We start from the raw sequence: 19,629 nt of genomic DNA, 5'->3' as shown, positions 1-19,629 counted from the left end.
TTACGGGCTCCCTCAGACCTCGTAGGGCTGGACGACGATGAAGTTGCCGGGCGCACCGCGGAACTGGAGGTTCACGGTCTCGCCGGAGTGGCCCGGATAGGCGTGCCGGCGCAGGCTCACCTGGCTGGAGATGATCACCTGTGAGGCGGCGGACCAGGCCACGATGGCGTTGGCGTCGGCGAAGGTGGTCGGGGTGACCGGCAGCACGACCGGGGTGCCCTGGGTCTTGACGACGAGGGTGCCGCTCCCCTGGAACTGCATGGTGAACAGGGCGCCACCGGGGATGCCGTGGCCCTCGATCCGGCGGACCTCGTGCTGGAGCGATTCGTCGAAGGCGAGGACGGACTCGGCCGACACACAGATGGCGTCGCCCTGCAGCTCGATGGGGTGGACATGGGCGCTGTTCTCCGCGAAGAAGACCTGGCCCTGGCCGGTGCAGCGCATCAGCTGCATTTCCTGGCCGGTGGCGTTGCCGACGATCCGGCCGCGGAATCCGGCGCCCTTGTAGCTGAAGTCGACCTTACCCTGGTAGAGCACCATGCTGCCCTGGCGGGCGAGCACCGGCTGGCCGTCGACGCCGAGGTCGACACGGATCAGCTTGCTGTTCTGCGGGGTCCAGCGCTGGCCGGTGGGGGCTTCCTTGTACTTCTCCAGTACGACGCCGAGACCGGGGCCGCCGCCCTGGGGCACAGCCGGGGCCTGGCCACCCGGATACGGGGCGCCCGGGGGCTGCTGGCCGTACGGGGCGGGCTGGCCCGGGAACTGGCCGGGCTGGCCGGGCTGGCTCTGGGGGGCGCCGTATCCGCCGGGCGGCGGGACGGGCTGGCCGTACGGGGGCGCCTGGGGGGCCTGCTGGCCGGGGAAGCCGCCGGACGCGGCCTGCGGCTGGCCGTACGGGTCCTGACCGGGCGTCGGCTGGCCGTAGGGGGCGGGTGGTTGTTGTCCGGGCGCGGGTACGCCGGGTGGCGGTACCGGACCGCCGGGCGGGACCAGCGGCGCGGCGATGGTGGGCGCGCTGTGGACCTGCGGGGCGGTGGGCTGCGGGGCGGGGGCCGGCTGCGGTGCGGCCGGGGGCGCTCCCTGGGGCGGTCCGAAATCGGGCGCGGGCTGCTGCGGTACGGGCGTGGCGGGCGCGCCGAAGGACGGCGCGGGGGCGGCGGGCCCGGGCGGCGGCGCGAAACCGGGCGCGCCCTGTGCGGCGACGGGCGGCGCGGGCGGCGCCTCCGCCTCTTCGGCGACCTCGCCGCCGAAGTTCTTCAGCAGCGCCTCCAGGCCACCGTCGAACCCCTGGCCGACCGCGGCGAACCGCCAGACGTCCTTGAGGTAGAAGTCGCCGAGCATGACGGCGCGCTCGGTGCTGAACTCGCTGCCGGTGAAGGAGTAGCGGGCGACCTCTTCGCCGCCGGCCACGATCCGGATGTAGCCGGGGCCGATCTGCGAGACCTGGCCGGCGCCGTCGAGGGCGGCGGTGAAGGAGAGCTTGTGGATGTGCGGCGGAATCTTGTCGAGGGTGACCCGGAAGGACTCGCTGTCGCCGGCCTGCTCGCCGAGCAGCTGGATCGACTCCTCGGGCGACTTGGGCTGGTTGAAGAAGATGAAGTACCGGTCGTCGGACAGCCGCTCGTCGGCGTCCAGACCGAAGCAGCTGATGTCGAAGGTCAGGCCGGGTCCGGCGATCTGCACGCCGACGTACAGATCCGTTCCCGCCGTCAGATCACCGATCTTGGTCTTGTGGCCCCGCTGGAATTCCCTGGCCATACGTAACGCCCGTCCCCCGCTCCCGCTGTGAGTTCCTCTGCGCGCCAGGCTAACGGCTGGCGCCGACAGCGGGCGATGCCGGGGCACGGCGGATGTCGTGCCGGCCCGTTCTCATTCGCCGCGGGCGGCGGGCAGATGGGGCAGCCGGTCGGCCGCGACCACCCCTTCGAGATAGCCGCGGGCCCGTTCCGTACGGGGATAGGACTCCAACAGGCGCCAGAACCGGGGGCCGTGGCCGGGGACGAGCAGATGGGCGAGCTCGTGCAGCAGGACGTAGTCGATGACGTACTCCGGCATGCCCTGCAGGCGGTGCGAGAGACGGATGCTGCCCTCGGCCGGGGTGCACGATCCCCAGCGGGTGTTCTGGTTGGTGACCCAGCGCACCGAAGCGGGGCGGGCCCGGCCGTCGAGGAACTGGCCGGACAGCCGCTCGGCGCGCTCGGCCAGCTCGGCGTCGCCCAGCATCCGCTTGCTCTCCTGGGCGGCGAGCTTGTCGAGCATGACGGTGACCCAGCGTTCCTCCTCGGCCTCGGACATACGGGCCGGAATCAGGACAACCGTGCGGTCGCCCTCGCGGTACGCGGAGACCGTTCTGCGCCGCCGTGAGCTGCGGCGCACCTCGACCGCGCTGGTCCCTGAGCTACGGGCCGTCGGGCTCGGTGCAGCCCTGCGCGATGTGTCAGCGGCGCGGCGCAGGGGTGTCTCCCCTGAGCCGTGGGCGGAAGGGTCGGCGGGCACGCGCCCGACGTTACCCGCTGGCACTGCGGGAAGTCCCGCCCCGCGGTCGGTTCGCCACCGAACCACTCCATGGCGTGCACCGCTTGTATGACTAATGCCGGGGTCTGTGGATAACTTTGCGCACCGATCCGCCGCACGGAGCATGCTGGGAGCCGGACGACGAAGGACGGGGGGCGGATGTCATGCATCCGATGCTCAAGCCCGCGCTGCGGCGCGGCTGGCGGGACAGGAATACGGTGCGGTTCGGCGTGACGCCGGCCCATGCGATGGTGGTCGGCCCGGTCGACCCCGCGACCGACAGCTTCATCTCACTGATCGACGGCACCCGCACGATGCAGCAGCTGCTCGCGGAGGCCGCGTTACTGGACCTCCCGCCCGAGCATGCGCGGGGTGTGGTGGACCGGCTCGGCGCGGCCGGACTGCTCGAAGCCCCCACCGCGGGCGGTCCGGCGGCCGACGCCGTACGGGCGGACGCCCCCGCCTTCGAACGACTGCGGCCCGATCTGGCCTCGCTGTCGGTGCAACACCGGGAACCCGCCGGCGCCCTGGGCAGGATGGGCGCGCGCCGGGCGGTCCGGGCCCGGGTCAAGGGGGCCGGGCGGGTGGGCGCGGCGATCGCGGCGCTGCTCTCATCGGCCGGGATCGGCCAGGTGGAGGTGCTGGACGGCGGAGTGGTCGAACCATGGGACGTGGTGCCCGGCGGGCTGGGGGCCGAGCGGATCGGCGAGCGGCGCAACGCCGCCGCGCAGCAACTGGCCCATCGGTCCTCCCCCTGGAGCAGCACACCGCGGCCGAGGGTCCCGGTCAGCGAGTCCGGCGAGCCCGGACTGTCCCTCGTGGTGCTCGCCCCGCGCGACGGGCTCGCCGCGTACGCCCCGGACCCGGTGCTGTCCGAGCCGCTGCTCACCGCCGGAATCCCGCATCTTTACGCGGGGGTGATCGAGGGCACGGGTGTGGTGGGTCCGCTGGTGCTGCCCGGCGGTTCGGCCTGTACGCGCTGCGACGAGCTGCGCCGTATGGACGCGGAGCCCGCCTGGCCGCGACTGCTGGCGCAGTGGCGGTCGGGGCGCGGTTCACCCGCGGTGCCGGCCTGCGACGCGGCGCTGGCGACCACGGTCGCGGGGCTCGCCACCGTCCAGGCGCTGGCGTTCCTCGACGGTGAACTCCCGCCGTGCACAGGGGCGCGGATGGAGCTCACGCTGCCATGTGCGAGCGTACGGACGACGCGGATCGAACCACATCCGGAGTGCGGCTGCGGCGCTGCTGCTTCGCTGTGTACGACAGGCACCTCGGATCCTCGGCCGTGACACGCCACAATGACGGAGTAACCCCGGTAGGGGGACAGTGTGAGTTGGAGGGGCGCATGTCTGATCTTCCCCGCAAGGCGGTCACCCGCACCGCCAAGCTGGCCGCTCTGCCACTGGGGTTCGCCGGCCGCGCCACCTGGGGCCTGGGCAAGCGGATCGGCGGCAGATCGGCCGAAATCGTCGGCCGTGAGCTCCAACAGCGCACCGCGGAACAGCTCTTCAAAGTACTCGGTGAGCTGAAGGGCGGGGCGATGAAGTTCGGGCAGGCGCTGTCCGTCTTCGAGTCCGCACTGCCCGAGGAGGTCGCCGGTCCCTACCGCGCCGCCCTGACGAAGCTTCAGGAGGCGGCGCCGCCGATGCCGACCAGCACGGTGCACTCGGTGCTGGCGGAGCGGCTCGGCGAGGACTGGCGGGAGCTGTTCGAGGAGTTCGAGGACAAGCCCGCCGCGGCGGCCTCGATCGGGCAGGTGCACCGGGCGGTCTGGCACGACGGCCGCGAGGTGGCCGTCAAGGTGCAGTATCCGGGGGCCGGGCAGGCGCTGCTGTCGGATCTGTCGCAGCTGAGCCGCTTCGCCCGGCTGTTGGGACCGCTGATCCCGGGCATGGACATCAAGCCGCTGATCACCGAGCTGCGCGACCGGGTCTCGGAGGAGCTGGACTACGCCCTGGAGGCACAGGCCCAGCAGGCACATGCCGAGGAGTTCGCCGGCGACCCGGACGTGGTGGTGCCGGCGGTGGTGCACCAGTGCGATCAGGTGCTGGTGACGGAGTGGATGGAGGGGGTGCCGCTGTCCGAGGTGATCGCGAACGGCACCGACGAGCAGCGCGACCGGGCCGGTCAACTCCTCGCCCGCTTCCTCTTCTCCGGCCCCGCCCGCACCGGCCTGCTGCACGCCGATCCGCACCCGGGCAACTTCCGGCTGCTGGCCGGGGACTCCCCCGACGGGCCGGCGGAGGAGTGGCGGCTGGGCGTACTTGACTTCGGCACCGTCGACCGGCTGCCCGAGGGGCTGCCGCCGACGATCGGCACCTCACTGCGGATGACGCTGGACGGCGAGGCGGACACGGTCTATCAGCTGCTGTGCGAGGAGGGCTTCGTCAAGGAGTCCATCGAGCTGGATCCGGACGCGGTGCTGGAGTATCTGCTGCCGATCATCGAACCCGCGCAGGTGGACGAGTTCACCTTCACCCGGAGCTGGATGCGCCATCAGGCGGCCCGGGTCGGCGATCCGCGCTCCCCCGCGTACCAGTTGGGCAAACGGCTCAATCTGCCGCCCGCGTATCTGCTGATCCACCGTGTGACCTTGAGCACGATCGGGGTGCTGTGCCAGCTGGGGGCGACGGTGCGGCTGCGCGACGAGCTCGAGGCGTGGATGCCCGGCTTCGTCACCGAAGAAGAGCCCGCGGCCCCGGACGTCACCGACATCAGCACCGTGAGCGGCACGGACATCGCCGCGGACATCGGTGCGGAGACCGTCGAAGAGACCACGGCCTGACCCTGCCGGCCGGGCCGCATCTCCTTGGCCGCCCGGCCTCACCACCAGCTCGAATCCAGGCGCCCCTCGATGGCCCGGATGTTCTCCCGCGCGCAGTTGTCGCAGAAGTAACGGCGCTCGCCGTTCTCGACGGAGCAGGTCCAGGTCGGCGGAGTGCCCGCGGCGACCGCGCCGCAGCCGGCGCACACCGTATTCCCGTCGGCCAACTCCGCCTGTTCATGCGTCTTCTGGTCCACCATCCGACGATATCCCCGTCAACCGCATGAAGCCGGATACAACGCACCACGGGGCCCGCCCTGTCGGACGGACCCCGTGGGTGGCGGCGTCACCGCCTTACTGCATCACGGCCATGGCCAGCGCACGGCGAGCGCGGAGCGACGCGCGCTCGGCGCGCCGCTGCATACGCCGCGCGGCGGCGAGCCGATGAGCCCTGCGTTCGGATTCAGCCTCCCGGAGGCGTTCATGCATATGCGCACGCGCCAGGGCTTCTGGGATGAGTTGCATGGCGAGGTTCCTGTTCTGACGCGACTCGATCGCGTCGGCGTTCGCGGGGACGGGCGTGTCGGTGAAAGTCGGGTTCATCGTGGGGTCCTGCTTCTTGGGATCCCGTGTGACGGGACGGTCGATCGTTCCTGTGCCGATGGTGTTCATGCCGCAACCGGGTTCTTGCGCGGACGGCCACGCGGACGCTTCCGCGGCACGACAACGCCCTGGACGAAGAGCTCGCCACCCCAGACGCCCCACGGCTCACGGCGGTCCTTGGCGCCGGCGAGACAGGCCTCACGCACCGGGCAGGACTGGCACAGCGTCTTGGCGTACTCGACGTCGGCCGGGGACTCGGCGAAGAAGACCTCCGGGTCGTAGGTACGGCACGGAACGGCGGTGCCGAGGCGGTCGATCTCGTCGTCGAGCTCGGTGAGGGGCAGCAAGGAGTTCTCCTGAGGGTCGGGCGGAGGGATCAGGTCGGTGGCTACGGACGGGGTGTGCGTCTGGAGTTGCACGGTGGTGTGTTCCTCGTCTGTTCGGCCCGGCTGGTGGCGGGCGCGTGGGGCAAACAAAAGGGCCGCGGATCCCGGTGTGGGTTCCGCGGCCCTGGAAGGTGCCGACCTGATCGTGCCGATCAGGCTGGATCTCTCCAGGGTTCGAGGCCGCGGTAGGCCCACATTTCATGCTGCGTCTGGTACTGCTTCTTCCGGGATTCGGCACCATTGGCCGCCGCGAAGGCAAAGGCATTCGCCGGTGCCGCTGCTGCTACCGCAGGTGCCTCGGTCGGTCGCGCGGTGCGCTCGCTGAACGTCGGAACAGCGAGGGACTCGGGGCGCGCGACCTCGGTACCGGACAGGCGGCCGAAGCCGGACAGACCGGTGCCAAGGAGCGAAGAGCCGAGGGTGCAGGTGGCGACGACCGAGAGATCGGTCATTTTGTTGGTCTCGATAATGCTGATCACTGGGCTCGCCTCCTCTCGGCGTCTCGGTGGACCGGGAATCCCGTTCCAGGGTGTTCAAGTACAGCACGGATCCATCGGATCTCGGAAGATTCCGTTGTCTCCGTTGCTTCCGAAGGCTATGGGGATGCGCTCCGCGCGCGCAAACTATTTTTCCGACGAGTTTTTCGCGGCGCCTTCGGACCCGTCTCCCAAGGCTCCCCCGAGCTCCTCGCCGGCACAGATTGCCAGCACGTCGCTGCCGTAGCGGTCGAACTTCCGCCGCCCCACACCTGAGATGACCGCAAGCTCCGATTCGGTTCCCGGAACGGCCTCGGCAATCGCCATCAACGTCTTGTCGGTGAAGACGCAGTAGGCGGGCTGCCGCGAACGCGCGGCCTCCCCCGCCCGCCACTCCCACAGCCGCTCGTACAGCGCCTCGTCGAGCTCCGCCGGGCAGTCCTCACACCGCATCAGCTTCATCTCGCCGGCATCCGTCAGCGTCCGGTTGCAGACCCGGCAGCGGGCCGGGCTGCGGTGCTTGGGGCGCCGTGCCACCGCCGCCGCCCCGTCACCGCGCTCAACGCCCCCCGAGACCACCCCCGGCGTACGGCGGCCTGTCCCGGCCCCGGAACCGGGCCGCAGGCCCGTGAGGAACCGGCTGGCGCTGCGGGAGGCCCGCCCGCCGGGAGACCGCGACAGCGACCAGGACAGCCCCAGATGCAACCGGGCGCGGGTGACGCCGACATACAGCAGCCGGCGCTCCTCCTCTATCTGCTCATCGGTCTTGGCGTAGGTGATCGGCATCATGCCCTCGGTGAGGCCCACCAGGAAGACGGCCTCCCACTCCAGGCCCTTGGCGGCGTGCAGAGAGGCGAGCGTCACCCCCTCGACCGTCGGGGCGTGCTGGGCGTTGGCCCGCTCGTCCAGCTCGGCGACAAGGTCGGCGAGGGTGGCCTGGGGCCGGGCCCTGGCGAAGTCCTCGGCGAGCCGCACCAGGGCCGCCAGGGATTCCCAGCGGTCCCGCACCGCCCCCGAGCCGGTGGGCGGCTGCCCGGTCCACCCCATGTCGCTGAGCACCGCCCGCACCTCGGACGGCAGGTCCACGGCGTCATCGAGCAGCGCGTCGTTACCGCCGAAGCGGGCGGCGCCCCGCAGCTTGATGCCGGCCTCGCGCACCTCCGGCCGCTCGAAGAACCGCTCGGCGCCCCGCAGCTGATACGGCACACCGACATCGGCCAGCGCCTGCTCATAGACCTCGGACTGGGCGTTGATACGGAAGAGCACGGCGATCTCGCTGGCAGGCACACCGGACGCGATCAGGTCACGGATCCGGCGGGCGGTGCCCTCGGCCTCGGCGGGCTCGTCGGCGTACTCCGTGTACACCGGCTCGGGACCCGCCTCACGCTGCGAGATCAGCTCCAGGCGGTGCTCGGCGGCGCGCCCCTTGGCCTGGGAGAGCAGGCCGTTGGCGAGGTGCACGACCTGCGGGCTGGAGCGGTAGTCACGGACGAGCTTGACGACCGTCGCGTTCGGATGGCGGGTACGGAAGTTGAGGAGGTGGTCGGGGGTGGCGCCGGTGAAGCTGTAGATCGTCTGGCTGGCGTCACCGACCACACAGAGGTTGTCACGGTCCCCCATCCACAGCTCCAGCAGCCGCTGCTGGAGCGGGCTGACGTCCTGGTACTCGTCGACGACGAAGTGCTGATACTGCGCACGGACCTGCTCGGCGATGTCGTGCCGGTCCTGCAGCACACCGACCGTGAGCAGCAGCACATCCTCGAAGTCGATGGTGCCCCGGTCACGCTTGAGCTGTTCGTACGTGCCGTAGAGCTGTCCGATCTCGGCCGGGTCGCGCGGGGCCTCGCGGCCCGCCTTGGCGACCGCCGCCGGATAGTCGGCCGGCACGGTCTGGGTGACCTTGGACCATTCGATCTCGGCCGTGACATCGCGCAGCTCATTGCGGTCGAGCCGGATGCCGCAGCGGGCGGCGGCCTCGGAGACGACCTGGATCTTGCGCTCCAGCAGCCGCGGGACCTCACCGCCGACGGCCTTCGGCCAGAAGAACTGGAGCTGCCGCAGGGCCGCGGAGTGGAACGTCCTGGCCTGCACCCCGCCCGCACCGAGCTGACGCAGCCGGCCGCGCATCTCGCCGGCCGCGCGGGCCGTGAACGTGACAGCGAGCACACTCGCGGGCTGCAGGATCCCGGCCCGAACCCCGTACGCGATCCGGTGGGTGATCGCGCGCGTCTTGCCCGTACCGGCACCGGCCAGCACACACACCGGACCGTGCAGAGCCGTCGCGACCTCGCGCTGCTCCGGGTCGAGCCCGTCGAGCACCCCGTCGGCCGAGTCAGGGACCTGCGGGAAGAGAGAGGAGTCCGTTGCTGCTGTCACCCCGCCATGCTGCCAGGTCCACGGGGCCGCCCGGGAAAGCTGTCCACAGCCGCCGGACCCCGGTCGTACGCATCACGGCCACTGTGGACAACCCATGACGCGCGGACGCGGCGAGTGCTTTGCTGTGTCCCGGTGGGCGAACGAGCGGTGGGGCGGCCGGGCGGGGGCGCGGGCGGGAGCGGGCTCCCAGCAGGCCCGCGGTAGCCGTTCCGGAGGGCCGGGAATGGTCGGGGCCCGGTGTGCGTTGTGGTGCTTGGTCGCACCGAGTAGGGCGGCGGGCGGTATTTGATCAAGACTTATCGAAGGAGCGCGGGACGCATGGCGGGCACTGTGACGATGTACAGCACGACCTGGTGCGGCTACTGCCGTCGGCTGAAGGGCCAGATGGACCGCGAGGGCATCGCGTACACCGAGATCAACATCGAGCAGGACCCGGAGTCGGCGGCGTTCGTGGAGAAGGCGAACGGCGGCAACCAGACGGTGCCGACCGTGCTGTTCCCCGATGGTTCGACGCTGACCAACCCGTCCCTGGCGCAGGTCAAGCAGAAGGTCGGGGCCTGATTCCGAGGGCCCGGACGAGCTGACGGACGGACGGGCGGGTCCGTTCGCCGTGAGCGGTTTCACAGGGCCGTCGGCCGGTCCATGGGATGGATCCGGTCGGCGGCCCTGTGTGTGCGTGCGGCGTCAGGCGTGCGCGGGGGCGGGCACCGCGGCGTCGCTCACGGCTTGGGCAGCGGCTTGCCGTACCAGAGCTCGATGAGGCGGGCGGCGATGGAGATCCCGTACGGCGGGAGGACCTCGCCGGATTCGAAGGCGGCTCGCAGGTCCTCGCGGGAGAACCAGCGGGCCTCTTCGATCTCCTCGCCGTCCACCTGGATCTCGGAGGACGTGGCGCGGGCCATGAAGCCCAGCATCAGGCTGGAGGGGAAGGGCCAGGGCTGGCTGGCGACGTACTCGACCTCGCCGACGACGACGCCCGCCTCCTCGAAGACCTCGCGCGCCACCGACTGCTCGATGGACTCGCCCGGCTCGACGAAGCCGGCGAGGGTGGAGAAGCGGCCTTCGGGCCAGTGGACCTGGCGGCCCAGGAGCGCGCGGTCCTCCTCGTCGGTGACGAGCATGATCACGGCCGGGTCGGTGCGCGGGTAGTGCTCGGCGCCGCAGGCCGGGCAGCGGCGGATGTGGCCCGCGGCGGCGATGACGGTGCGTTCGCCGCAGCGTGAGCAGAAGCGGTGCAGCCGCTGCCAGTTCTCCAGGGCGACGGCGTGGACGAGCAGGCCGGCGTCCCGGGGGGAGAGCAGCAGGCCCGCCTCGCGCAGCCCGGCCGGGCGCGCGGACTGGTCCATGCGGCCGGGCAGTGCGTCCTTCTGGAGGGCGAAGTAGCTGACGCCCTCGTCGTCGGTGCCGAGGTAGTAGCGGTGGGCCTCGGTCAGTGGCGCCTCGAAGGACGGCGTCATGATCAGTTCGGTGCGGCCGTCGGGGGTGTCGTCGATCAGGGCCTGGCCGCCGGACACCACGAAGACGCGCGTCGTCGGGTGGCTCCAGGCCGCCGCCAGCCAGGCCTCGTCGAGGCGGTGATGGGCGGAGCGGTCAATTCCGCTCGGCGCGCTGAAAGTGAGCGGCCGGTCGGCGGTGTGGTCGGTCCAGGTGGTCACTGCTGTTTCCAACTCCCCCTGTGGCGTGGGTGATTGCTGCGTACGGGCGCGGAACGGTACGGCGATGGGGCACTCCCCCGGCTACCGCTGGGGGCACCCCCACCCGCGCCTTTGAGGCTACGGGTGAGAGCGCGGTCAAGCCGTGCGCCAGGTTTCCGCCAGGTCGCCCCACAGGTGGGCGGCGGTCTCGACGCCCTTCATCAGCAGGTCGAGCTCGACCTTTTCGTTCGGTGCGTGCCAGCCGTCGGAGGGGACAGAGATGCCGAGGAAGAGGACCGGGACGCCGAGGACGTCCTGGAGGTCGGCCGCCGGCCCTGAGCCGCCCTCGCGGGTGAAGCGGATCTTCTGGCCGAAGGCACGTCCCATGGCGCGGACGACGGACTGGAGCGCGGGGTGGTCGAGCGGGGTGAGGCAGGGGCGGGTGGCGCCCCAGAAGGTGATCTTGTGGCGGATGCCGGCAGGGAGGCTCGCGGCGACCCAGTCGCGCACGGACTGCTGGACGGCGGCCGCGTCCTGGCCCGCGACCAGCCGGAAGGAGAGCTTCAGCTGGGCGGTGGACGGGACGATGGTCTTGCCGCCGGGGCCTTGGTAGCCGCCGCCGATGCCGTTGACCTCGGCGGTGGGGCGGGCCCAGATGCGCTCCAGGGTGGTGCTGCCGGCCTCGCCGAGGGGGGCGTGGGAGTGCGCGGTGCGCAGCCACTCGTCCTCGTCGAAAGGCAGCTCGGCGAAGAGCTCCCGCTCGCGGTCGGTGAGCTCGATCACGCCGTCGTAGAAGCCGGGGACGGCGACGCGGCGGTCGGTGTCGTGCAGCGCGGCGACCAGCCGGGCGGCCTCGGTAGCGGGGTTGGGTACGGCGCCGCCGAACGAGCCGGAGTGGATGTCCTGGTCGGGGCCGTACAGGTCGATCTGACAGTCCGTCAGGCCGCGCATGCCGGTGCAGACGGTGGGGGTGTCCTTGGACCACATGCCGGTGTCGGAGACGATCACGGCGTCGCAGGCGAGGCGGTCGGCGTGCTTCTCGATCAGTGCCGGGAAGTTCGGTGAGCCGGACTCCTCCTCGCCCTCGATGAGCAGCTTGAGGTTGACGGCGGGGGCGGTGCGGCCGGTCGCGGCGAGGTGCGCGCGTACGCCGAGGGTGTGGAAGAACACCTGGCCCTTGTCGTCGGCGGCACCGCGGGCGTAGAGCTTGCCGTCGACGGTCTGCGGCACGAAGGGGTCGGTGTGCCAGCCGTCCTCGCGGGCGGCGGGCTGTACGTCGTGGTGGCCGTAGACGAGCACGGTCGGCGCGGCCGGGTCCCCGGAGGGCCATTCGGCGAAGACGGCGGGCAGGCCGTCGGTCTCCCAGATCTCGGTGGTGGCAAAGCCGGTGTCGGTGAGCTTTGCGGCGAGCCATTCGGCGCTGCGGCGCACATCGGCGGCGCGTTCCGGGTCGGCGGACACGGAGGGGATGCGCAGCCAGTCGGCGAGGTCGTCGAGGAAGGCTTCGCGGTGGCCTGCGATGTACGCGCGGACGGCGCTGTCCGGGGTTGTGCTCATACGACCGAGCCTATCGGCCTTCCGGGGGAGGCCGGTCGGCGGTCTCGCCGAGGAGGATGCGTTCGAGTCCGGCCCGGCCGGGCAGTCGTGTGGGTCTGACGACTTCGCCGGTGCGGACGTAGAGGAAGGCGGCGTCGACGGCGGACGGCGGCAGGCCGTGGCGCTCGGCCCAGGCGAGGCGGTAGACGGCCAGCTGGAGGGGGTCGGCGGTGTGGGCCCGGCCGGTCTTCCAGTCGACGATCTCGAAGCGGTCGCCGTCGGGGCCGCGCTCCTTGTAGACGGCGTCGATGCGGCCGCGGATCACTCGTCCGGCGAGTGTCAGCTGGAAGGGGGCCTCGATGCGGTGGGGGGTGCGGTGGGCGTAGGGGGTGCGGGCGAAGGCTTCCTTGAGGGTTTCGAGGTCGTGTTCGTCGGCGATGCCGGTTTCGTCGCCCGGGTCGGCGCCGGGTAGTTCGTCGGGGCCGAGGAACGGCAGGGTCAGTTCTTCGAAGCGGGATTCGACCCAGGCGTGGAAGCGGGTGCCACGGCGGGCGCCGGGCTGGGGCGGGCGCGGCATGGGGCGGGCCAGTTCGCGGGCGAAGCCGTCGGGGTCGGCGGCGAGGCGGAGGAGCTGGGTGGCGCTGAGCGCGGCGGGGAGGGGGACGTCGCGGACGGTGGCGCGGGAGCGGCGCAGCTCGGCGGCGAGGGCGTCCAGATCGCGGTCCCAGGATCCGACGATGCGGCGCTCCTCGGGGAGGAGGGCGTGTGGGGTGGTGTCGCCGGGGTCGGTGGGGTGGGCGGTGTCGGGGCCGGGGAATCCGGTGAACTCGGGTCCGGTGAGGTCGGGCTCGGCCGAGCGTTGGGCGATGATGCGGGGCCGGGCGGCCGGGGTGGGCCCGGCGTCGGGGGTGGTGGCGTGCGGCGGAGCCTCGTCGAAGGGGTCGGCTTCGGCGAGGGCGTCGTAGGGCGGTGCGGCGTCCGGCGGGGTGTCGTCGAACGGGCCGGCTTCCGGGATGTCGTACGGATCGCCGTCCCACTCGTCGTACGGGTCGCCCGCCCACTCCTCGTCCGCCGGGGGCGGCGGCCATTCCGGGTCGTGCGCGAACAGCGGCGCGGGGGCCGTGGCGGGAGCGGGGTCGGCGGCGCCCTGTCGGCGCGCCAGATGGGCGCGGACGGTGGCCGCGGCGGCGCGGCGGCGGGCGGTGGCCGTGGGGTCGAGGGGCAGCGGCCAGGCCTGTTCGGTGGCGGCTTCGGCGAGGGCCGGGTTCTCGGCGCCGTCCTCGGGGGGCTCGGCCCAGGCTTCGATCTCGCCGTGTCCGGCTTCGCAGTGCTCGCGGAGTGCGTCGAGGAAGGCGGAGGGGCCGCGGGGTCGCTTCTGGTTGGGGCCCCACCAGTGGCCGGAGCCGAGGAGCAGGGAGCGCGGGCGGGTGAAGGTGACATAGCCGAGGCGGAGTTCCTCGGTTTCCTGGTGGTGCTTCATCGCCTCCTTGAAGGACTTGAGGCCGCGGGCGTCCCACTTCTCGATGTCGGGGAGGGTGGCGGCGTCGCCGCGCAGGGCGTGCGGCAGGACCTTGGGGCGGCTGATCCAGGACTCGCGGGCCTGTTCGCTGGGGAATTGCTTGCCGACCAGGCCGGGTACGGCGACGACGTCCCATTCCAGGCCCTTGGATTTATGGGCGGTGAGCACCTTGACGGTGTTGTCGCCGCCGGGAAGGGAGCTGTCGAGGCCCTTTTCGTACTGGACGGCGGTGCGCAGGAAGCCGAGGAAGGCGAGGAGGGTGGCTTCGCCGTCGAGGGATTCGCCGCCCTGTTTGGCGGCGAAGCCGGCGGCGATGTCGAGGAAGGTGCCGAGGGTCTCGCGGCGGCGGGCGGCGAGGGCGTGGGGTGAGGCGGACAGCTCGACCTCCAGGCCGGTGGCGGCGAGCACCCGGTGGAGGACGTCCATGAGGGGGTCGCCGAGGGAGCGCCGCAGGTCGCGCAGCTCGGTGGCGAGGTAGGCGAAGCGGATCCGTGCCTCGGCGGAGAACGGCAGGCCGTCGTCGGGTCCTTCGGCTTCCAGGAAGGTGTCGAGGGCGTCGGCGAGGGAGATGGTTTCGGCCGGGTCGACGCCTTCGACGGCTTCCGCGAGGCGTTGTCCGGGGTCGTCGGACGGGCTGCTGTGGTGGACGAGGGTGCGGGCGCGGCGGCCGAGGAGGGCCAGGTCGCGGGGGCCGATCCGCCAGCGCGGGCCGATCAGCAGGCGGACCAGGGAGGCGTTGGCGGTGGGGTCCTGGAGGACTTCGCAGACGGCGACGAGGTCGGCGATCTCGGGCAGATGCAGCAGGCCGGAGAGGCCGACGACCTCGACGGGGATGTCCCGGGCGACGAGTTCGCCCTGGATGCGGGCGAAGTCGCCGGCGGTGCGGCAGAGCACCGCGATCTCGCCGGGTGGGGTGCCGGTGCGGACGAGGTGGGCGAGGGAGTCGGCGAGCCAGGTGAGCTCTTCGGCGTGGGTGGGCAGCAGGGCGCAGCGGACCGTGCCGTCGCGCTCGGCGCCGGGGGCGGGGCGTAGGGCTTCGACGCCCTCGTGCATCCGGCGGAGGGGGGCGGCGAGGCCGTTGGCGAGGTCGAGGAGGCGGCCGCCGCTGCGGCGGTTCTCGCTGAGGGCGTAGCGGCGGGCGGGGGTGCCGTCGGCGAAGGGGAAGTGGGCGGGGAAGTCGTCGAGGTTGGCGACGGAGGCACCGCGCCAGCCGTAGATGGCCTGGCAGGGGTCGCCGACGGCGGTGACGGCATGCCCGGCGGCGGCTCCGGTGCCGGCGCCGAAGAGGCCGGACAGCAGCAGCCGTTGGGCGACGGAGGTGTCCTGGTATTCGTCGAGGAGGACGACGCGGAATTCGTCGCGCAGGATGCGGCCGACGTCGGGGCGGGTGGTGGCGAGGGTCGCGGAGTGGGCGATCTGGTCGCCGAAGTCGAGGAGGTCGCGGCGGCGTTTTTCGCTGCGGTAGGCGGTGACGAGGTCGAGCAGTTCGAGGCGGCCGCGGGCGGTTTCGGGGACCTTGCGCAGGTCGGCGTTGGTGAGTTTCACGCCGTCGAGGGCGGCGAGGAGTTCGTTGTCGTACGTGCGGAGCCGGGCGGGGTCCACGAGGTGTTCGGCGAGTTCGGCGTCGAGGGCGAGGAGGTCCTCCACGAGGGAGGGCAGGGAGGTGGTGAGCGCCGGGTAGGGGCCGGGGGCGGCGCGCAGGGTCCGGGCGGCGAGCTGGAAGCGGGTGGCGTCGGCGAGCAGCCGGGCGCTGGGTTCCAGGCCGATGCGCAGGCCGTGGTCCTTGAGGAGCTGCCCGGCGAAGGCGTGGTAGGTGGAGATCCGTGGCTCGCCGGGGGGCTGGTCGGTGTCGGGGCCGTGGCCGGCGGGTGGGAGCGCGTCGGGGTCGGTGACGCCGGCGGCGAGGAGGGCGGCTCTGACGCGTTCGGAGAGTTCGCCGGCTGCCTTGTTGGTGAAGGTCAGTCCGAGGACCTGTTCGGGGGCGACCTGGCCGGTGCCGACCAGCCACACGACGCGGGCGGCCATGACCGTGGTCTTGCCCGAGCCGGCTCCGGCCACGATGACCTGCGGGGCGGGCGGGGCGGTGATGCACTCCGTCTGCTCCGGTGTGAACGGGATACCGAGGAGCTCTTTGAGCTGCTCGGGGTCGGTGATGCGGGCTGACACAGCGAAAACCGTAACGGGCGCCACTGACAATCGCCGCCACCCGCGACGTCTTCGCTGGTCACAGCCTTGATCGCATCGCGCTCACCCCCGCGCGCACGATCCCTGCCGGGCTGCCGACGTGATCGTTTCGCGCTCACTCGACGATGTGCCGGCCCTCCGGCTGGGCGCTGCACGAGGCGCGGAAGGTGCAGTGGGTGCAGTGGGTCCCGGTGGTGGGGGTGAAGCGCTCCTCCAGGACGCGGCCGGCGGCGGTGGCGAGGAGTTCGCCGACCCACTCTCCCTCCAGCGGCTGCTGTGCCTGTACGGCGGGCAGCGCGTCGCCGCCCTCCTTCACGGGCGCGCCGAGTCGCAGATGGACCAGCTCGGCGCCGCCGGCGTCCGGTGTCCGGCCGTCGAAGGCGTCGTCGACGGCGCCTTCGCGTACGGCGAGCTGGTAGACGGCGAGCTGGGGGTGGCGGGCGACTTCGGGCCCGGTGGGCTTTTGCTTGCCGGTTTTGAAGTCGACGACGTAGGCGCGTCCCTGGGTGTCCTGGGAGACGTGGTCCATGCTGCCGCGGATGCGGACGTCGTAGGCGCCTGCCTGGAGGGTGACGTCGAAGCCGTGCTCGGTGGCGACGGTCTCGCGGCCGTGGGTTTCGCGCTCCATGACGTGCCAGCGCAGAAAGCGTTCCAGGGCGGCGCGCGCGTGGTCCTTTTCCTGGCGGGACTTCCAGGGGGCGTCGAAGGCGAGCGCGTCCCATACGGAGTCCAGGCGCTCCATCAGGACGGTCAGGTCGGCGGGGGTGCGGCCGGAGGCGACCTCGTCGGCGAGGACGTGGACGACGTTGCCGAAGCCCTGGGCGGCGGTGGCGGGGGTGTCCGCCTTGACCTCGCGGCCCAGGAACCACTGGAGGGAGCAGGTGTTGGCGAGCTGGTCGAGGGCGCTGCCGGAGAGGACCACGGGCCGGTCGCGGTCGCGCAGCGGGACGCTGGAGTGGGTGGGTTCGAGGAGGCCCCACCAGTTGTCGGGGTGTGCGGCCGGCACCAGGGGGTGGTGGTCGTCGTCGTGCAGCGCGGCGAGTGTGGCGAGGCGCTGGGCGGCGGCCTCGCGCAGTGCGGGGGTGGCCGCGGGGTCGACGGTGGTGGCGCGCAGCTCGGCGACGAGCGCGGCCATCGCGAGGGGGCGGCGGGGGCGGCCGGTGATGTCCTGGGGGGTGGTGCCGAGTTCGGTGAGGAAGCGGGAGGGCTGGTCGCCGTCGTCGGCGGCGGCCTTCACGGCGGTGACGACGAGGCGTTCGCGGGCGCGGGTCGCGGCGACGTAGAACAGCCGGCGTTCCTCGGCGAGGAGTGCGCCGGGGGTGAGCGGTGCGGCGAGGCCGTCGCGGCCGATCCGGTCGGCTTCCAGGAGCGAGCCGCGTCGGCGCAGGTCGGGCCAGAGGCCTTCCTGGACGCCGGCGATGACGACCAGCCGCCATTCCAGGCCCTTGGAGCGGTGCGCGGTCATCAGCCGTACGGCGTCGGGGCGCACGGTGCGGCGGGTGAGGGTGTCGGCGGCGATGTCCTGGGCGTCGAGTTCTTCGAGGAAGTTGAGGGCGCCGCGGCCGCCGGTGCGTTCCTCGGCGCGGGCCGCGGTCTCGAACAGGGCGACCACCGCGTCCAGGTCCCGGTCGGCGTTGCGGCCGGCGGCGCCGCCGCGCCGGGCGGCGCGCTCCAGGCGCTGCGGCCAGGGGGTGCCGTCCCACAGCTGCCACAGGGCCTGTTCGGCGGTGCCGCCGCCGGCCAGCAGTTCGCGGGCCTTGCGCAGCAGCAGGCCGAGCCGCTGGGCGCCGCGGGCGTAGGCGGGGTCGTGTGCGACCAGGCGCTGGGGTTCGGCGAGCGCCCGGGCGATCAGTTCGTCGGACGGGCGGGGCAGTGGTTGGCCGGCGGCGCGTTCCTCCTCGCGCAGTGCGCGGCCCAGGCGGCGCAGGTCGGCGGAGTCCATGCCGCCCAGGGGGGAGGTCAGCAGGTCCAGGGCGGTTTCGGCGTCGAGCCACCGGGGGGTGGCTTCGTCGGGGGTGGCGGGCTCCGGTGCGAGGGCGGCGCGCGCGGCGGCCCGTAGTGCGGTCAGTAGGGGGGCGACCGCCGGTTCGTGTCGCAGGGGCAGGTCGTCGCCGTCGATGTCGAGCGGCACGCCGGCGGAGGTGAGCGCGCGGCGCACGGCGGGGATCGAGTGTCCGCCGGCGCGGACGAGGACGGCCATGTCGTGCCAGGGCACGCCGTCCTCCAGGTGGGCGCGGCGCAGGATGTCGGCGATGTTGTCGAGTTCGGCGCCGGGTGTCGGGTAGGTGTACACCTCGACGCGGCCGCCGTCCCGTACGGGCGTGGGTTCGCGGTGGGCGCGGACCTTACGGGCCGGGAGGCGGGTGAGCGGCATCCGGCGGGTCAGCAGCCGGGTGGCGGCGAGCAGGGTGGCGCCGGAGCGGCGGCTGGTGTCGAGGACGGCCACCGGGGCGGGGGTGCCGTCGCCGCGCCGGAAGGTCTCGGGGAAGTCGAGGATGCCGTTGATGTCGGCGCCGCGGAAGGCGTAGATCGACTGGTCGGGGTCGCCGAAGGCTACGAGGGTGCGTCCCGGGGAACCGGGTGCGCCGGGCGCTCCGTGGTTGCCGGCGAGTGCGCGCAGCAACCGTACCTGGGCGGCGTCGGTGTCCTGGTACTCGTCGACGTAGACCGCGTCGTAGCGGGCGGCCAGCTCCGCCGCGACGTCGGTGCGCTCGGCGAGCAGCACCGCGCGGTGCACCAGTTCGGCGTAGTCGAGTACGCCCTGGCCGTCGAGGACGTCGAGGTATTCGGCGAGGAAGGCGGCCGCGGCGCTCCAGTCGGGGCGTCCGGTGCGCTGGGCGAAGGCGCCGAGGGCGTCGGGGCCCAGGCCCAGTTCGCGGCTGCGGGCGAGCACGGCGCGGACTTCGTCGGCGAAGCCTCGGGTGGTCAGGCAGGCCCGCAGTTCGTCGGGCCAGTGGACCTGGGCGCGGCCGGCGTCGGCCAGCTCCGCCTGTCCTTCGAGGAGCTCACGGACGACGAGGTCCTGTTCGGGTCCGGACAGCAGCCGTAGGGGGTCGGCGAAGAGTTCGGCGTCCTGGTGGGCGCGGACCAGGGCGTAGCAGAAGGAGTGGAAGGTCGTCGCCTGCGGGACGAAGCTGGTGCGCAGGCGGGCCGCGAGCCGGTCCCGTAGTTCGACGGCGGCCTTGCGGCTGAAGGTGAGGACGAGGATCCGCTCGGGGTCGCCGCCGGCCCGCACCCGGCGTGCCACCGACTCCACGAGGGTGGTGGTTTTGCCGGTGCCCGGTCCGGCCAGCACCAGCAGCGGCCCGTGCCGGTGGTCAACCACAGCGCGCTGGGCTGCGTCCAAGGTAGGAGGATCCACCCGCCCCGGCGGGGTACGCACCAGTCGGTACGCGCCGGAGGCATCCCGTCGCGCGGCCCGTCGGGGCTGCGTCGGCGGGATGGCCGAGAAGGAGGAACTCACGTGGATCGCCGGTCCTGAGGAGGGTGCTGGTCGTGGTGCGTATGCGGTGCGGGCCGTGGTGCGGGGAGCCGGCCGGGCTGCCGGCCGGCGGTGCGCCGCGGGATGGGGCCGTCGTCGTGACGGCGGTGCCCGACGCTACGCCAGGCGGCGCCGTGGCCGCACCGCGTCCCACCG

14 protein-coding genes are annotated in these 19,629 nt (G+C 72.6%); 3 read left to right on the top strand and 11 right to left on the bottom strand.

Going from position 1 to position 19,629, the window contains the following annotated elements; translation table 11 throughout:
- Nucleotides 1-12 precede the first annotated feature (12 nt).
- Both KI385_RS29620 and KI385_RS29615 read right to left on the bottom strand, forming a co-directional pair.
- On the bottom strand, nt 13-1,758 hold the full coding sequence (locus KI385_RS29620) for a TerD family protein (RefSeq protein ID WP_238575183.1): 1,746 nt from the start codon (nt 1,756-1,758) through the stop codon (nt 13-15).
- Nucleotides 1,759-1,869: 111 nt separating this feature from the next.
- Nucleotides 1,870-2,496: a M48 metallopeptidase family protein gene (locus tag KI385_RS29615; protein WP_238575182.1), complete on the bottom strand. Its 627-nt coding sequence runs from the start codon at nt 2,494-2,496 to the stop codon at nt 1,870-1,872.
- Nucleotides 2,497-2,687: 191 nt separating this feature from the next.
- On the opposite strand from KI385_RS29615, the gene KI385_RS29610 reads away from it, so the two are divergent.
- Together KI385_RS29610 and KI385_RS29605 are read left to right on the top strand one after the other, a co-directional pair.
- Nucleotides 2,688-3,803 carry a ThiF family adenylyltransferase gene (locus tag KI385_RS29610; protein WP_238577903.1) on the top strand — a complete coding sequence of 372 codons (1,116 nt, stop codon included), beginning with the start codon at nt 2,688-2,690 and terminating at the stop codon, nt 3,801-3,803.
- A gap of 56 nt (nt 3,804-3,859) precedes the next feature.
- Nucleotides 3,860-5,299 (top strand): ABC1 kinase family protein, encoded by a 1,440-nt coding sequence (locus KI385_RS29605; protein WP_238575181.1) that lies wholly within the window; start codon nt 3,860-3,862, stop codon nt 5,297-5,299.
- Between the two features lie 38 nt (nt 5,300-5,337).
- Here KI385_RS29605 and KI385_RS29600 read toward each other — a convergent pair whose 3' ends face one another.
- The 5 genes from KI385_RS29600 to KI385_RS29580 form a co-directional block, all read right to left on the bottom strand.
- Nucleotides 5,338-5,538, bottom strand: coding sequence for a hypothetical protein (locus KI385_RS29600; protein ID WP_238575180.1), 201 nt, complete (start codon nt 5,536-5,538; stop codon nt 5,338-5,340).
- A gap of 94 nt (nt 5,539-5,632) precedes the next feature.
- On the bottom strand, nt 5,633-5,950 hold the full coding sequence (locus tag KI385_RS29595) for a hypothetical protein (RefSeq protein ID WP_238575179.1): 318 nt from the start codon (nt 5,948-5,950) through the stop codon (nt 5,633-5,635).
- Nucleotides 5,947-6,300 (bottom strand): WhiB family transcriptional regulator, encoded by a 354-nt coding sequence (locus KI385_RS29590; protein WP_128511195.1) that lies wholly within the window; start codon nt 6,298-6,300, stop codon nt 5,947-5,949. The genes KI385_RS29595 and KI385_RS29590 overlap by 4 nt, the downstream gene beginning before the upstream one ends.
- A 119-nt stretch (nt 6,301-6,419) precedes the next feature.
- On the bottom strand, nt 6,420-6,746 hold the full coding sequence (locus KI385_RS29585; RefSeq protein WP_238575178.1) for a hypothetical protein: 327 nt from the start codon (nt 6,744-6,746) through the stop codon (nt 6,420-6,422).
- Between the two features lie 144 nt (nt 6,747-6,890).
- A complete protein-coding gene (locus KI385_RS29580; protein WP_238575177.1) occupies nt 6,891-9,119 on the bottom strand; it encodes an ATP-dependent DNA helicase UvrD2 in 2,229 nt (742 codons plus the stop codon).
- A gap of 318 nt (nt 9,120-9,437) precedes the next feature.
- On the opposite strand from KI385_RS29580, the gene KI385_RS29575 reads away from it, so the two are divergent.
- Nucleotides 9,438-9,680 (top strand): mycoredoxin, encoded by a 243-nt coding sequence (locus KI385_RS29575; RefSeq protein ID WP_238575176.1) that lies wholly within the window; start codon nt 9,438-9,440, stop codon nt 9,678-9,680.
- Nucleotides 9,681-9,838: 158 nt separating this feature from the next.
- Here KI385_RS29575 and nudC read toward each other — a convergent pair whose 3' ends face one another.
- The 4 genes from nudC to KI385_RS29555 all read right to left on the bottom strand — a co-directional run bounded on the left by nudC (nt 9,839) and on the right by KI385_RS29555 (nt 19,455).
- On the bottom strand, nt 9,839-10,774 hold the full coding sequence (gene nudC, locus KI385_RS29570) for an NAD(+) diphosphatase (RefSeq protein WP_238575175.1): 936 nt from the start codon (nt 10,772-10,774) through the stop codon (nt 9,839-9,841).
- A gap of 135 nt (nt 10,775-10,909) precedes the next feature.
- Nucleotides 10,910-12,310, bottom strand: coding sequence for a dipeptidase (locus KI385_RS29565; RefSeq protein WP_238575174.1), 1,401 nt, complete (start codon nt 12,308-12,310; stop codon nt 10,910-10,912).
- 10 nt (nt 12,311-12,320) lie between these two features.
- Nucleotides 12,321-15,974: an ATP-dependent DNA helicase gene (locus KI385_RS29560; RefSeq protein WP_238575173.1), complete on the bottom strand. Its 3,654-nt coding sequence runs from the start codon at nt 15,972-15,974 to the stop codon at nt 12,321-12,323.
- A 133-nt stretch (nt 15,975-16,107) separates the two neighbouring features.
- Entirely contained in the window at nt 16,108-19,455 is a 3,348-nt protein-coding gene (locus tag KI385_RS29555; RefSeq protein WP_425356974.1) for an ATP-dependent helicase, read from the bottom strand.
- Nucleotides 19,456-19,629: the final 174 nt, after the last annotated feature.

Origin of the sequence: Streptomyces inhibens, assembly GCF_022221585.1 — a bacterium.
Taxonomy (GTDB): Bacteria; Actinomycetota; Actinomycetes; order Streptomycetales; family Streptomycetaceae; genus Streptomyces; species Streptomyces inhibens.
This window is presented reverse-complemented; position numbering and strand designations above follow the sequence as displayed.

Excerpts from the sequence above, each read along its gene's own strand:
- KI385_RS29600 (WP_238575180.1), bottom strand. The coding sequence starts at position 5,538 with ATGGTGGACCAGAAGACGCATGAACAGGCGGAGTTGGCCGACGGGAAT.
- KI385_RS29595 (WP_238575179.1), bottom strand. The coding sequence starts at position 5,950 with ATGAACACCATCGGCACAGGAACGATCGACCGTCCCGTCACACGGGAT.
- KI385_RS29605 (WP_238575181.1), top strand. The coding sequence starts at position 3,860 with ATGTCTGATCTTCCCCGCAAGGCGGTCACCCGCACCGCCAAGCTGGCC.
- KI385_RS29565 (WP_238575174.1), bottom strand. The coding sequence starts at position 12,310 with ATGAGCACAACCCCGGACAGCGCCGTCCGCGCGTACATCGCAGGCCAC.
- KI385_RS29575 (WP_238575176.1), top strand. The coding sequence starts at position 9,438 with ATGGCGGGCACTGTGACGATGTACAGCACGACCTGGTGCGGCTACTGC.
- KI385_RS29620 (WP_238575183.1), bottom strand. The coding sequence starts at position 1,758 with ATGGCCAGGGAATTCCAGCGGGGCCACAAGACCAAGATCGGTGATCTG.
- KI385_RS29610 (WP_238577903.1), top strand. The coding sequence starts at position 2,688 with ATGCTCAAGCCCGCGCTGCGGCGCGGCTGGCGGGACAGGAATACGGTG.